Genomic DNA, 13,709 nt, shown 5'->3' with positions numbered 1-13,709 from the left:
CCTCAGAAATGCCGCACACATTTAGGACGCCGCGGGCGCGAAGACAACGCCGGCCGGAGGCGAAATCCGCGCCAAAAGAATAAGATCAAGGCTCCACGCCGAGGAAACGGAACGGCTCCGACGGGACGAAGTCCGCGGTGGCGTCGCCGGAATAGGTATGGTCCTGATCCGTGCCGAGATCGAGCTTCAGCACCTTGCCCGTCTGCGGCGTGAAATCGATCTTGCGAAGATCGACCCAGAACGTGTTGGGCGTGACGGCGGACTCGAAGAAATAGAGACCGCGCCTGTGATCGGCGACCGTCCGCCAGCGGGTCGAAGAAATGTTGGGCTCTTCCGGCGTGGTGATGCCGAAGGGAACGGACACGTTGCGGATGACGCTGAACACGCTGGCCAGCGCGCGGTTCGGATCCTCGGCCTTCGGAATGGCGTTCACATAGAAGGAGGCGCGGGCGAAGCGGTCGGCCGCCCGGTTGGTACCCGGCAGCATGACCGTGCCGCCGATCTGCTTCCAGTAGGCATCGAGCGCCAGCTGCTGATCGAAGACGGGCGAGTTGGTCATGACCTGATAGGTGCGGTCATGATGAATGACCTGTTTGCCGCCGATATACTCGATGATGGCGCTGTCACCGGACGCATCGGACATCGACAGATGCAGTGTCGTCAACCGCGTCTCGCCCGGCACGTTGTCCGAAATGAGGATGAAAGGCTCTTTTTCCAGCGCGTCGACGGCTTCCGCGACGGTGGCAAAATTATCGAGCACATATTGCGCCCAGGCCGCGATGGTGAGGCCCGGCTTGCCGGGCTCCGGCTTCGGATATTCCGATTCCACCAGCCACAGCACGTTGGCCACGAGACCACGCTCGTTCATTCCGTCCGTGGTCGAGACATCATAGCCCGTCGCGATGACGCTGCCGTAGCGGGAGGTCCATTCCAGGGAGTTCGGCCCGACCTCGCCGTTGCGCTTCATGCCCCGCGGGAATGCCCAGAGATTGGTGGCGACATCGAGCTTCCAGTCCATCGAGCGGGCGGTGATGACGTTGTCGTCGGGCCCGAGATAGACGAGGCGGGTGCAGGCCTCCGCCACAGGCGCCAGCGCCATGCAAGACGCGACAAGCGCAAGGACGGCGGTTCTCGCCCTGTACAGGATCGTGTTTCGCATGGTTTCTCCCCATTCGGCATTCAAGCGGAAACAGGCTATCGCGCTGCTGCAAATGCGCAACCCCCGGGCGTCTCGTGAGCTGAGCTTGTTATAAGGCGTACCCCTGACGGATGCGTCACAGTTCGTGTCGGTTTTTCGCCTTGATCAGAACGCATCCGCGAGGTGTTTTGGAAGCCGCCACGGCTGCACCGCAACGATGTCGTAACGCAAGGAAATGCGGTGGGCATCGGGCTGGCGGGAGAGCCAGATTTCGCTGGCCGCGCGAATGCGGCGCTGGGCCGTGCCGGTAACCGCAAAGACGGCGCTGTCGACATCGCGGCGCGCCTTGACCTCCACGCAGACCACCAGATCGCCGCGCCGGGCGATGATGTCGATCTCTCCGGCCTTCGTACGGTATCGCATGGCGCGGATGCGGTAGCCCTTGGCGAGAAGATAGAGCGCGGCGAGATATTCCGAGACATGCCCGCGGCGGAAGGCCTTGAGCCGGTTCGGATCCGCCGGCCTATCGCGCATCGGCGTCCTTCAGGTCGAGCAGGCGCTGGTAGAGATCGCGACGCGGCAGGCCCGTCTGGCGAGCCGCCTCGGTCGCCGCCTTGCCGGCCGGCATGTCCTTGACGAGCTGTGCGAGCAGCCGGTCGACATCCTCTGCCTCGGGTGCGGCGGCCTCGCCCGGCGGGCCGATCACCAGCACGATCTCGCCCTTTACTGCACCCGCCTGCGCATAGTGCGCGGCAAGCTCGCCCAACGTGCCGCGGCGGAATTCCTCGAAGGTCTTTGTCAGCTCACGGCAGACGCAGGCCGGCCGGCTGTCCCCCAGCACATCGGCGGCGGACACGAGCGTGGCCGCAATGCGGTGGGGCGATTCGAAGAAGAGAAGCGTGGCGGGAACGCCGGCAAGCTCGGCAAGCCGGTCACGCCGGGCCTTGTCCTTCGACGGCAGGAAACCGGCGAAGAAGAAGGCATCGTTCGGAAGACCGGCGCCGACAAGGGCGGCGAGCGGCGCCGAGGCACCGGGGATCGGCACGACGCGATGGCCGGCTTCGATGGCGAGCAATGCCAGGCGATAGCCGGGATCGGAGACCAGAGGCGTGCCGGCATCCGACACCAGCGCCACGGATTTGCCGGCCTCAAGCGCCGCGATCAGGCGCGGGCCGACCTCGTCGGCATTGTATTCATGGTAGGCATAGGGACGGTTGACGATGCCGTAACGGTCGAGCAGCACACGGGTCACGCGCGTGTCCTCACAGGCGAGCACATCGGCACCGGCCAGCGTTTCGAGCGCGCGCAGCGTGATGTCGGAGAGGTTGCCGATGGGGGTCGCGACCAGATAGAGCGCCGGCTCCTGCGGCCGGGCGGGCACCACGGCATTGTGCAGCCGGAACGTCCTGCCGCCTTCGCCCGACCCGCCTGCCACGCCTTCGTCCCGCATCGATCCTTCGCCTTTCAGGCCGGGTGAACGGCCGCGTATTTCACTCCTTATGGGCGAGCGCCGGCACAGTCGCAAGAGACGACGGTTGACTATCGCGTGTCACGCACCGTTAGCACTTGCAATCCGTCGCGAAATTCTGCCATTTTGCCCGTCCCATCTTTCCGGCCTGGCCGGAGTTTCAAGGCAATGCCGCGCCGGTTTCCGGCGTGCCAGCGGTCGAAAGCGGTACAGTTCATGCGCATTACTCTCGAGCGGTCCAATCTCCTGAAGTCGTTGAACCACGTTCATCGCGTGGTCGAGCGGCGCAACACGATCCCGATCCTCTCGAACGTTCTGCTGCGCTGCGATGGCGCCAGCCTCGACATGAAGGCGACGGACCTCGACCTTGAGATCACCGAGGCAACGCCGGCGCAGGTCGACCAGGCCGGCGCCACCACCGTTCCGGCCCATTTGCTCTACGACATCGTGCGCAAGCTCTCGGACGGTTCGGAAGTGGCGCTCGCCACCAATGCGGACGGCTCTTCCATGTCGGTCACATCGGGCCGTTCAAAGTTCTCACTGCAGTGCTTGCCGCAGTCCGATTTCCCCGATCTCACCGCCGGCAGCTTCTCGCACACGTTCCGCCTCAAGGCGACGGATCTCAAGATGCTGATCGATCGCACGCAGTTCGCGATCTCGACGGAGGAGACCCGCTATTACCTCAACGGCATCTTCATCCATACCATCGAGAGCGACGGCCAGCTGAAGCTGCGCGCCGTCGCCACTGACGGTCACCGCCTGGCCCGCGCCGATGTGGAAGCGCCGTCGGGTTCCGAGGGCATGCCGGGCATCATCATCCCGCGCAAGACGGTCGGCGAGTTGCAGAAGCTGGTCGACAACCCCGAACTCGTGGTCACCGTCGAGGTGTCCGATGCGAAGATCCGCTTCACCATCGGCTCCATCGTTCTGACTTCCAAGCTGATCGACGGCACGTTCCCGGATTACCAGCGCGTGATCCCGACCAACAACGACAAGGAACTGAAGATCGACTGCCAGTCTTTCGCGCAGGCCGTCGACCGCGTCTCCACCATCTCGTCGGAGCGCGGCCGTGCCGTGAAGCTGGCGCTGGCCGAGGGCCAGCTGACGCTCACCGTCAACAACCCGGATTCGGGAAGTGCGACGGAAGAGCTGGCGGTCGGCTACGACAACGATCCGCTCGAAATCGGCTTCAACGCGAAGTACCTGCTCGACATCACCGCGCAACTGTCGGGCTCGGAAGCCGTGTTCATGCTGGCCGATCCAGGCTCGCCGACGCTCGTGCGGGATCTCGCCGGCGACGACGCGCTCTATGTTCTGATGCCGATGCGCGTCTAGGACTGTTCGCGCGGCATTGGGAAACCGTTCCGGAACCCGCTGCCTGCCGGCGGGTTTCTTTTTTATCCGGGCCCTGCCCGGAAACGCCTGATAGCGACGCAATCAGACTTGTTTTTGACGCAAACCGCGTCGCATATTCGCCGGGCCGATGAGTCGAGGGGGCATAACCCGCCAGCGGCTTGCGGATGAACCATGAAGGGGAACGATATGACGCTGCGCATGAAGGTGAAGGAACGCTTCGGCAAGAAATTCGACGACGAAATCCGTTTCTTCAAAGGCTGGGTGAGCAACACCAAGGCGGTCGGCGCGATCATCCCGACCTCTTCCGTGACAGCCCGGCGGATGGCGAGCGTCGTTTCCACCGCCTCCGGCCTGCCTGTCCTTGAGCTCGGCCCGGGCACCGGCGTCATCACCAAGGCGATCCTCGGCGCGGGCATCGCTCCGGAAAAGCTGGTTTCCGTTGAGTTCTCGACGGACTTCTACAATTACCTCGTCGAACGCTTCCACGGCGTCAATTTCATCAACGGCGATGCCTTCGATCTCGACAAGACGCTTGGCGACCTCAAGGACACGACCTTTGACAGCGTCATTTCCGCCGTGCCGCTGCTCAATTTCCCCATGCACCGCCGCGTCGAGCTGATCGAGGACCTCCTGTCGCGCATCCCCGTCGGCCGGCCGGTCGTGCAGATTTCCTACGGGCCGCTTTCCCCCGTCGTCGCCATGCCGGACCGTTATCAGATCAGCCATCTCGACTTCGTCGTGCGCAACATCCCGCCGGCGCAGCTGTGGACCTACCGCCGCACCCACTAGGGCGCTGCCGGTGTTCGCCGTCTACATCACCCATCCGCAGGTCGCCATCGACCCGGCCGTGCCGGTGCCCGACTGGTGCCTTTCGGAAAGTGGATTGGAGAGGGCGCGGCTTGCGGCCTCCTGCGGCTGGGCGGCGCAGATCGGCCGCTTTGCCGCAAGCACCGAGCGCAAGGCCATCGAGACGGCCGAAATCCTCTCCGCCGGGCGCGTAACGATCGAGACGCACCACGCCATGGGTGAGAACGACCGTTCCGCCACCGGCTTCCTGCCGCCCGATGCCTTCGAGGATGCCGCAAACTGGTTCTTTGCGCATCCTGAGGAGAGTTTCAAAGGCTGGGAGCGCGCCGTGGATGCGCAGGCGCGCATCGTCGGCGCCATCGAACGGATACTTGCCGCGCACGATCCCGCTGTTCCCATCGCCTTCGTCGGCCATGGCGGGGTCGGCACGCTGCTGAAATGTCACCTGCAGGGCAGGCCGATTGCGCGCGACGGCGACCAGCTCGCCGGCGGCGGCAATCTTTTCGCTTTCCGTCTTGCGGACCGCACCGTCACATGCGACTGGACGGCAATGGAATCTTGGAAAGGGTTTTGACCATGTCCGCGCGCGACCGCCTGATCGTTGGCCTCGATGTACCGACCATCGCGGAGGCGGAAAAGGTGGTCCGGACATTGGGCGATACCGCCCTCTTCTACAAGATCGGCTACCAGCTGGTCTTTGCCGGCGGCCTGGAATTCGCCCGCGACCTTGCCAAGGACGGCAAGAAGGTCTTCCTCGACATGAAGCTTCTCGACATCGACAACACGGTGGCCAAAGGCGTCGAGAACATCGTCAGGATGGGCATGTCCATGCTCACCCTGCACGCCTATCCGAAGGCGATGGCGGCCGCTGTCGCCGCGGCGAAAGGCTCTGACCTCTGTCTGCTGGGCGTCACCGTGCTCACCTCCATGGATGCCAAGGACGTCATCGACGCCGGCTATGAATACGATCCGCATACGCTCGTGCTGCGCCGCGCCGAACAGGCTCGCGTCGCCGGCATGGGCGGCGTTGTCTGTTCCGCCGAGGAAGCGCGCGCCGTGCGCAAGATCGTCGGCCCCGACATGGCCATCGTCACGCCGGGCATCCGCCCGGCCGGTGCCGAGCTTGGCGACCAGAAGCGCGTGATGACGCCGGCCGATGCCCTGAAGGCCGGCTCCAGCCATCTCGTCGTCGCCCGCCCCATCGTCAAAGCCGCCGATCCGCTCGCCGCCGCGCGGGCAATCCTTGCCGAGATGGACGGCGCGCTGACAGCATAACCACAGGGAGAGAACCATGGCGAAGGGTTACTGGATTGCACGGGTCGATGTTCGCGACGCCGAGCGCTACAAGGATTATGTCGCCGCCGCCAGGCCGGCCTTCCAGAAGTACGGCGCCAACTTTCTGGCCCGCGGCGGTGCTTTCGAGCGGCTGGAAGGCCAGGTGCGTGCTCGCAATGTGGTGATCGAGTTCCCGTCGCTCCAGGCGGCCATAGACTGCTACAACTCGCCGGAGTACCAGGTCGCCGCCGCCATCCGGCAGGAAGTGGCCGACGCAGAGATGGTCGTCGTCGAGGGCGTGTGAGCATCCTGCGGGCCGACGCCTGAAAAACCGGCGCGCGAGACGCTTCGCCACGCTTCACCTTGCCGATGCTTTGGGCTATGTAGGCCTCACCTACCGATCCTATTCCTCAGGAGCAGCCTCATGACCTTGTCCAACCTTCCGCCGCTCGTCACCGTCTTCGGCGGCTCGGGCTTCGTCGGGCGTCATGTGGTGCGCGCGCTGGCACGCCGCGGCTACCGCATCCGCGTCGCCGTGCGCCGTCCCGATCTCGCCGGTTTCCTTCAGCCGATCGGCGGCGTCGGCCAGATCTCCTTCGTCCAGGCGAACCTGCGCTACCGGCTTTCGGTCGATCGCGCCGTTGCCGGCTCCGACCATGTCGTGAACTGCGTCGGCCTGCTGCTGGAAAGCGGCCGCAACACCTTCGACGCGGTCCAGGATTTCGGCGCGCGCGCCGTGGCCGAGGCCACCCGGGCGGCCGGTGCCACGCTGACCCACATCTCCGCCATCGGCGCCGATGATAAATCCGCTTCCAGCTATTCCCGCACCAAGGCGCGCGGCGAGGCTGCCGTGCTGCGCGCGGTTCCGGATGCCGTCATCCTGCGCCCGTCCATCGTCTTCGGTCCGGAGGACGGCTTCTTCAACAAGTTCGCCACCATGGCGCGCTTCTCGCCGGTCCTGCCTTTGATCGGCGGTGGCCACACGAAGCTCCAGCCGGTCTATGTCGCCGATGTCGCCGAGGCCGTCGCACGCTCCGTGGACGGCACGATCGCCCGCGGCCGCGTCTATGAACTCGGCGGCCCGGAGGTCCTGACCTTCCGCCAGTGTCTCGAGACCATGCTGCGCGTGACGGACCGCAAGAACCCCTTCGTCTCGCTTCCCTTCGGCATCGCGTCGCTGATCGGCTCCATCGCCTCGCTGGTGCCCTTCGTGAAGCCGCCGCTCACCTCCGACCAGGTGACGCTGCTGCGCGCCGACAACATCGTCTCGCAGGCCGCCATCAGCGAGGGCCGCACGCTGGAAGCCATCGGCATCGAGCCGGCGCTGGTGGAAGCCATCCTGCCGAGCTACCTCGTCCGCTATCGCCAGCAGGGCCAGTTCACGCGCCTCGACCGCACCGCCTGAACCTGCCTTTCCCGCATGAAAACGGCCGCCGTGCGAGGTCTCGCGCGGCGGCCGTTTCGTTTCTCGCAGGGGGTTTTGCGGCGGCTGTTGCACTTATGCAGCGGTTAAAAAAAGCGTTGCGGCATTTACGCGGGATTCAGCATGTCGCGATATTGCTTGTGTGAGGGTCAGAGAATAAACACCGCCCCCGTCGCGTCCTGCAGGAAAGCAGCGTGCGGCGTATTTCAGCACCTCGAGAGGCTTTCGGCGCAAATGGGCAAGGCAATTGCAATCTTCTTCGGATTTTCGGCTCTGATCATCGTGGCCGGATCCTTTGCCGCCCCCTCGACGGTTTCCGCCGGCAAGCACGGCTGCACGCCGGCTTATGGCGTCGATCCCTGCACGACCGCGTCGGTCAAGTAAGCTCCGGCCAGTCTGGAGCGACCGGCCGAAGCCGGTCTTTCAACCCCAGATCAGAAGGGCGATCAGGCCCAGCGTTCCCACGATGATCCGCCAGATGGCGAAGATCGTGAAGCCGCGGCGTGACACGAAGTCGAGCAGCGAGCGGACGACGAAGAGACCGGCGAAGAAGGCGGCGATGAAGCCGACACCGATGATCAGGATGTCGTCGGAGGACAGCGCGTCCCGGTTCTTGTAGAGGTCGAGCGTGAAGGCGCCGAGCATGGTGGGCATTGCCAGGAAGAACGAGAATTCCGCGGCCGAGCGCTTGTCCGTGCCCATGAGCAGCGCTCCGGCAATGGTGGCGCCCGAGCGCGAGGTGCCGGGGATCATGGCCAGGCACTGGCAAAGGCCGATCTTGAAGGCGAGCGACGGCGGATACTTCATCGCATCCGTATAGCGGGGCTGAAGCGGCATGCGGTCGATGACATAGAGGATGATGCCGCCGACGATCAGCACCACGCAGATCAGCATGGGCGTTTCGAACAGCACCGTCTTGATGAAATCATGCGCGACCATGCCGATGACGACCGCCGGCAGGAAGGCCACGAGGACGCTGATGACGAAGCGCCGCGCCTCGGGGCTCGACGGCAGCGCGACGGCGACCTTCCAGAGCTTTGCCGCGTAGACGGAAAGGATCGCGAGGATCGCACCGAGCTGGATGAGCACGGCGAAGGTGTTGCCCGGCGACTTGAAGCCGAGAAAATGTCCGGCGAGCAGGATATGGGCGGTCGAAGACACCGGGATGAATTCGGTCAGGCCCTCGATGAGGCCGAGGATGAGGGCGCTGACGATGGACTGGTCTGCCATGAAACTTCCTTGAGTCTTTGGGAGGAAAGGCGAGAAGCGAAAGCGGGCGTGCAGCACGAGGCCCGATTCGCTTGTGTTTGTACCACCAAATTTCTATAGGTTCGTCAAATCAGCCGTGGCCAAATCAGTTCCGCATGAGTCGGCGGGTCCGGCATATTCCTTTCCGCACGATGAGTAAAAGCCGCGTTCATGCCAACACTCTATCATCACCCGATGTCTGCCGCCTCCCGCTTCGTCCGCCTCATCCTTGCGGAATACGGGTTCCAGACGGAGCTTGCCGAGGAACAGCCCTGGGAGAACCGGCGCGACTTCCTGGCGCTCAATCCGGCCGGCACGCTTCCCGTCTATGTGGATGACAGCATGCGCGCGCTCTGTGGCGCCAGCATCATCTCGGAATATCTCGACGAGACCCATGGCGTTCTGAAGCGCGACCGTCGCCTGCTGGCGGAAGATCCCTTCCAGCGCGCGGAAATCCGCCGCCTCACGGAATGGTTCCTGCAGAAGATGGAGCAGGACGTCACCCGTCCCCTCGTGCGCGAGCGTATCTTCAAGCTCCAGATGACGTCCGACCAGGGCGGCGGGCCGCCGGACAGCAAGATCCTGCGCAACTCGCGCGCCAATATCCGCCAGCACATGAAATATCTGTCCTGGCTGGCCGGCTCGCGCACCTATCTTGCCGGCGATCGCCTCTCCTATGCTGATTTGGCCGCCGCGGCCTGTCTTTCGGTGCTCGACTATATGGGCGAGATCAACTGGGCAGACGCGCCGCAGGCCAAGGACTGGTATCAGCGGCTGAAATCGCGCCCCTCCTTCCGGCCGCTGCTGGCCGAGCGCGTGCGCGGTGTCACCCCGGTCTCGCACTACGCGGACCTGGATTTCTGAGGACCTGATCATGTCGGGCGACGAGAAGATCCGGCGCCGCCTGACCGATTTCATCAAGGCGGAAGCGGCCGACAAGGGGTTTGACCTCTGTCGCATCACCGCTCCCGATTCCATTCCCGAGGCACCTGCCCGGCTTGCCGATTTCCTGGCCGCCGACTACCACGGCACCATGGACTGGATGGCGGAGACGCAAGCCCGCCGTGCCGATCCGCGCGTCCTGTGGAACGACGTTCGTTCCATCGTGCTTTTCGGCATGAACTATGGCCCGGCGCACGATCCGCGCGCCGGGCTTGCCATGCCGGACAGGGCGGCGATCTCGGTCTATGCCCAGAACCGTGACTATCACGACATCATCAAGGGCAAGCTGAAGGAGGTGGCGACCCGATTTGCCGCGCGCGGCGGAGAGGACGTCAAGGTCTTCGTCGATACCGCGCCCGTCATGGAAAAGCCGCTTGCCGCCGCCGCAGGGCTCGGCTGGCAGGGCAAGCATACGAACCTCGTCAGCCGCACGCATGGCTCGTGGCTGTTTCTCGGCAGCCTCTTCACCACCGCCGATCTCCTGCGCGACGAGCCCGAGCGCGATCATTGCGGCTCCTGTCGCGCCTGCCTCGATGCCTGCCCGACGGATGCCTTTCCCGCGCCCTACAAGCTCGATGCGCGGCGCTGCATCTCCTATCTCACCATCGAGCACAAGGGCACGATTGCGCCCGACCTGCGCGAGAAGATCGGCAACCGCATCTATGGCTGCGACGATTGCCTCGCCGCATGCCCGTGGAACAAGTTCGCGGCCGCGGCCTCGGAAATGAAGCTCGTCGCGCGCGATGAGCTGAAGGCGCCCGCCATCGCCGATCTGCTCGCGCTGGATGATACCGCCTTCCGCAGCCATTTCTCCGGTTCGCCGGTCAAGCGCATCGGCCGCGACCGCTTCGTGCGCAACACGCTGATCGCCGCCGGCAATTCGCGCGATCGCGGCCTGATCGCGTCTTGCATCCGTCTGGCGGACGATACGGCGCCCATGGTGCGTGGCATGGCCGCATGGGCGCTTTCCCGCCTTATGGATGCTGGCGAATTCGCAAAATTTGCGGCAGGAAGGGTGGAAGACGCGGACGAGGACGTGCGCGCGGAATATGAAAGAGCAAAGGCAGACACGCGTTGAAGCACCTCCTGATCCTCGGTGCCGGCTTTACCGGCAAGGCCATCGGCGAAACCTTCAGGTCGGCCGGCTATACGGTTTCCGGCACCACCCGCTCTGAGGAGAAGGCGGAAAGCCTCCGCGCACTCGGCATCGAGCCGATCGTCTATGACGGCAACGACCTGTCCGACGCGCTCCTCGCCGCCATGGCGCGCACCACGCATGTCGTGCAGTCCATCGCCCCCGGCAGGGACGGCGACCCGCTCTTTCGCGCCGGAAGCCCTGCGCTTTCCACATTGATGCCCAAGCTCGCATGGGCCGGCTATCTCTCCACCGTCGGCGTCTACGGCGATCACGAGGGCGCCTGGGTTGACGAGGACACGCCGCTGAACCCTGTCTCCGCCCGTTCCATCGAGCGTGTCGAAGCGGAGAACCACTGGCTCGCCTACGGCCAGGTCTCCGGCCTTCCCGTCGCAGTGCTGCGTCTTTCCGGCATCTACGGACCGGGCCGCAACGCGCTGCGCAACATGGAGGACGGCACCGCCCGCCGCCTCATCAAGAAGGACCAGGTGTTCAACCGCATCCGCGTCGAGGATATCGGCGGGTCAGCACTCTTCTTGGCAGACCGGAGCCTCGGCGGCGTCTGGAACATCACCGACGACGAGCCCGGCCCGCCGCAGGACGTGGTGGCGGAAGCCGCCCGCCTGATGGGCTACCCCATACCGCCGGATATTCCCTTCGAGACGGCGGAACTTTCTACCATGGCTCGGTCTTTCTACGGGGAGAACAAGCGCGTCTCCAATGCGAAACTGCGCGCGGCGGGCTTCGGTTTCAAGTATCCGAACTACCGCCTTTCGCTCGCCGAGCTCTATTCCTCCGGCCGCTGGCGCGGTTGAGGGCGGGAGGCGGCTGGCGCTGTCTTTTGCGATTTAATACAACCTAAAATTTATCTGCCACATTATTGCCGCCGAATTCCTGTGCAATTCCGGCCGACATTGAAAGTTTTTTCCGAAAAATTGCACTAATGCCGGAAGACCATTCCGCTTTTCAGGTAGAGACAGTTTATCGACTGATTCGAAAGAACTTTTCCCACCTCATTAACCAAGGTTAAAAATCCATCGCGGGCGATGGACTGTATATCCTGCGGGCTTGCGACAGCAAGTGTGGCGGGTTGAGGCACGTTTTCGCCATTTTTGCTTCCTCATAGGGCGCCAATCACAGCGAAAGCCTACAACCTGCCCTGAAGGTCCATCGATATATGACGTCCAAGCTCTCCAGCATCGCCATTGCCGCGCTCGTCGCCGCTTCCTCTTCCTTCGTGTCGTTCTCCGATGCGCAGGCCGCCGGTTGTGGCCGCGCCTCCTGGTATGCGCTGCACTCGCGCACGGCCTCCGGAGAGCGCATGAACCCCAACCTCATGACGGCCGCCCATCGCAGCCTGCGCTTCGGCACCAAGGTCAAGGTCACCAACGCCAACAACGGCAAGAGTGTCGTCGTGCGCATCAATGATCGCGGCCCGTTCATCCGCGGCCGTGTTCTCGATCTCTCCAAGGCCGCCGCTTCCAACATCGGCATGATCCGCTCCGGCCATGCCAAGATCTGCTACGAGGTCATCGGCTGATCTTGAATTCTGTCGGCTCCGGCTTGCTCTTGCTGCATTCCGCCGCTACCACGACGCAAAACGGAGTAAACGGATGCGATTGGGTGGGCGGCTCTCGGGAGCCATCGAGGTTCTGACGGATATCGAGACGCGGCGACGCCCCGTCGCAGATGCGCTCAAGGACTGGGGCCTCTCCCATCGGTTCGCAGGCTCCGGCGACCGCGCCGCCATCGGCAATATCGTCTATGACGCGCTGCGCATGAAACTGTCGCACGCCTATCTGATGGACGATGACAGCCCGAATGCGCTGGGCCATGCCGTTCTCATGCGCCAGTGGGGCCTCACGCCCGAAACGCTTGCCGCGGAATTCGACGGCGACCGCTTCGCGCCGGAACCGCTGGACGAGGAAAAGCTCGCCGCCTTCCGTTCCCGCAATCTCGACGATGCCGCGCCCCACGTTCAGGGCGACATCCCCGAATGGATCCAGCCCGCCTTCGAGACGAATTTCGGAAGCGACTGGCTGGATGAGGCCAAGGCGCTGGCGGGTCGGCCGACCCTCGATCTTCGCGCCAATACCCTCAAGGCGGACCGCGAGAAGGTGCTGAAGGCGCTGGAGCGCAACGGCGCCGTCGCCTCCGCCATCGCCCGCCAGGGCGTGCGCATTCCCGCCGGTGAGGGCGCATCGCGCCTGCCCAATGTCACTGCCGACCTCGCCTTCCAGAAGGGGTGGTTCGAGGTGCAGGACGAGGGCTCGCAGATCGTTGCCGATCTCGCCGTGCCGCGCGAAGGCGAGCAGGTGCTCGATTTCTGCGCCGGCGGCGGTGGCAAGACGCTCGCCATGGCGGCCGCAATGCACAACAAGGGCCAGGTCCATGCCTATGACACGGACCGCAAGCGCCTCGCCCCGATCATCGAGCGGCTGAAGCGTGCCGGCACCCGTAATGTCCAGGTCCACGAGGACCTTTCCAGCCTCATGCCGCTGAAGGAACGCTTCGACCGCGTGCTGGTCGATGCGCCGTGCACGGGCACCGGCACCTGGCGGCGCCGCCCCGATACCAAGTGGCGCCTCACGGAAAAGAATCTTGAGGAGCGCCTTGCCCAGCAGCGGGAGGCGCTTGCCAATGCCAGCGCCTTCGTGCGGCCGGGCGGTTTCCTGTTCTACGTCACCTGTTCCATCCTGCCGCAGGAGAACGAAGAGCAGGTCAACGGCTTCTGCGAAGACCATCCCGGCTTCGAAATCCTGCCGGCCACCGAGACCTGGGGCACGCTTTTCGGCAAGGACAAGCCGCAGCCCCGCTCGCGCGACGGCAGGACGGTGACGCTCACACCGGCGACCACCGACACGGACGGTTTCTTCTTCTGCGCCATGGCGCGCAAGCGCTGACGTTTGCGTTGTGT

At 64.3% G+C, this 13,709-nt stretch carries 16 protein-coding genes; 12 read left to right on the top strand and 4 right to left on the bottom strand.

All coding sequences use genetic code 11. From position 1 onward, the window contains the following. Window positions 1–85: 85 nt before the first annotated feature. The 3 genes from MKI86_RS08060 to rsmI form a co-directional block, all read right to left on the bottom strand. The gene (locus MKI86_RS08060) at window positions 86–1,159 is read right to left on the bottom strand and encodes a linear amide C-N hydrolase (RefSeq protein WP_241599670.1); all 1,074 of its coding nucleotides are present in this window, start codon (window positions 1,157–1,159) and stop codon (window positions 86–88) included. Window positions 1,160–1,303: 144 nt separating this feature from the next. Then, window positions 1,304–1,672, bottom strand: a complete 369-nt coding sequence (locus MKI86_RS08055; protein ID WP_241599668.1) for a YraN family protein — start codon at window positions 1,670–1,672, stop codon at window positions 1,304–1,306. Further along, the gene (rsmI, locus tag MKI86_RS08050; protein WP_241599666.1) at window positions 1,662–2,588 is read right to left on the bottom strand and encodes a 16S rRNA (cytidine(1402)-2'-O)-methyltransferase; all 927 of its coding nucleotides are present in this window, start codon (window positions 2,586–2,588) and stop codon (window positions 1,662–1,664) included. Before rsmI ends, MKI86_RS08055 begins: the two co-directional genes overlap by 11 nt. Window positions 2,589–2,822: 234 nt before the next feature. Here rsmI and dnaN point away from each other — a divergent pair, with 234 nt between their 5' ends. The 7 genes from dnaN (at window position 2,823) to MKI86_RS08015 (ending at window position 7,851) form a co-directional block, all read left to right on the top strand. Further along, window positions 2,823–3,941: a DNA polymerase III subunit beta gene (gene dnaN, locus MKI86_RS08045; protein WP_241599664.1), complete on the top strand. Its 1,119-nt coding sequence runs from the start codon at window positions 2,823–2,825 to the stop codon at window positions 3,939–3,941. A 207-nt stretch (window positions 3,942–4,148) separates the two neighbouring features. Then, window positions 4,149–4,751 carry a phospholipid N-methyltransferase PmtA gene (pmtA, locus tag MKI86_RS08040; RefSeq protein ID WP_241600660.1) on the top strand — a complete coding sequence of 201 codons (603 nt, stop codon included), beginning with the start codon at window positions 4,149–4,151 and terminating at the stop codon, window positions 4,749–4,751. Window positions 4,752–4,761: 10 nt separating this feature from the next. After that, window positions 4,762–5,343, top strand: coding sequence for a histidine phosphatase family protein (locus MKI86_RS08035; protein WP_241599662.1), 582 nt, complete (start codon window positions 4,762–4,764; stop codon window positions 5,341–5,343). Window positions 5,344–5,345: 2 nt separating this feature from the next. Further along, window positions 5,346–6,044, top strand: coding sequence for an orotidine-5'-phosphate decarboxylase (gene pyrF / locus MKI86_RS08030; RefSeq protein ID WP_241600658.1), 699 nt, complete (start codon window positions 5,346–5,348; stop codon window positions 6,042–6,044). 16 nt (window positions 6,045–6,060) lie between these two features. Beyond that, window positions 6,061–6,348: a DUF1330 domain-containing protein gene (locus tag MKI86_RS08025; protein WP_241599660.1), complete on the top strand. Its 288-nt coding sequence runs from the start codon at window positions 6,061–6,063 to the stop codon at window positions 6,346–6,348. Window positions 6,349–6,468: 120 nt separating this feature from the next. Next, window positions 6,469–7,449 (top strand): complex I NDUFA9 subunit family protein, encoded by a 981-nt coding sequence (locus MKI86_RS08020; RefSeq protein WP_241599658.1) that lies wholly within the window; start codon window positions 6,469–6,471, stop codon window positions 7,447–7,449. 252 nt (window positions 7,450–7,701) lie between these two features. Further along, complete coding sequence (locus MKI86_RS08015) at window positions 7,702–7,851, top strand: hypothetical protein (protein ID WP_241599656.1); 150 nt, start codon at window positions 7,702–7,704, stop codon at window positions 7,849–7,851. A 39-nt stretch (window positions 7,852–7,890) separates the two neighbouring features. On the opposite strand, the gene MKI86_RS08010 is transcribed toward MKI86_RS08015, so the two are convergent. Beyond that, window positions 7,891–8,697, bottom strand: coding sequence for an undecaprenyl-diphosphate phosphatase (locus MKI86_RS08010; protein ID WP_241599654.1), 807 nt, complete (start codon window positions 8,695–8,697; stop codon window positions 7,891–7,893). 189 nt (window positions 8,698–8,886) lie between these two features. Here MKI86_RS08010 and MKI86_RS08005 point away from each other — a divergent pair, with 189 nt between their 5' ends. The 5 genes from MKI86_RS08005 to MKI86_RS07985 all read left to right on the top strand — a co-directional run bounded on the left by MKI86_RS08005 (window position 8,887) and on the right by MKI86_RS07985 (window position 13,695). Further along, window positions 8,887–9,579 (top strand): glutathione S-transferase family protein, encoded by a 693-nt coding sequence (locus MKI86_RS08005; protein WP_241599652.1) that lies wholly within the window; start codon window positions 8,887–8,889, stop codon window positions 9,577–9,579. Between the two features lie 10 nt (window positions 9,580–9,589). Next, window positions 9,590–10,735, top strand: a complete 1,146-nt coding sequence (queG, locus tag MKI86_RS08000; protein WP_241599650.1) for a tRNA epoxyqueuosine(34) reductase QueG — start codon at window positions 9,590–9,592, stop codon at window positions 10,733–10,735. After that, window positions 10,732–11,607: an SDR family oxidoreductase gene (locus MKI86_RS07995; protein WP_241599647.1), complete on the top strand. Its 876-nt coding sequence runs from the start codon at window positions 10,732–10,734 to the stop codon at window positions 11,605–11,607. The genes queG and MKI86_RS07995 overlap by 4 nt, the downstream gene beginning before the upstream one ends. A gap of 362 nt (window positions 11,608–11,969) precedes the next feature. Next, window positions 11,970–12,332, top strand: a complete 363-nt coding sequence (locus MKI86_RS07990; RefSeq protein ID WP_134648136.1) for a septal ring lytic transglycosylase RlpA family protein — start codon at window positions 11,970–11,972, stop codon at window positions 12,330–12,332. A 73-nt stretch (window positions 12,333–12,405) separates the two neighbouring features. Further along, window positions 12,406–13,695 carry an RsmB/NOP family class I SAM-dependent RNA methyltransferase gene (locus tag MKI86_RS07985; RefSeq protein WP_241599645.1) on the top strand — a complete coding sequence of 430 codons (1,290 nt, stop codon included), beginning with the start codon at window positions 12,406–12,408 and terminating at the stop codon, window positions 13,693–13,695. Window positions 13,696–13,709 lie beyond the last annotated feature (14 nt).

Source organism: Shinella sedimenti (assembly GCF_022601905.1).
In the GTDB taxonomy this organism is placed as follows: Bacteria; Pseudomonadota; Alphaproteobacteria; order Rhizobiales; family Rhizobiaceae; genus Shinella; species Shinella sedimenti.
This window is presented reverse-complemented; position numbering and strand designations above follow the sequence as displayed.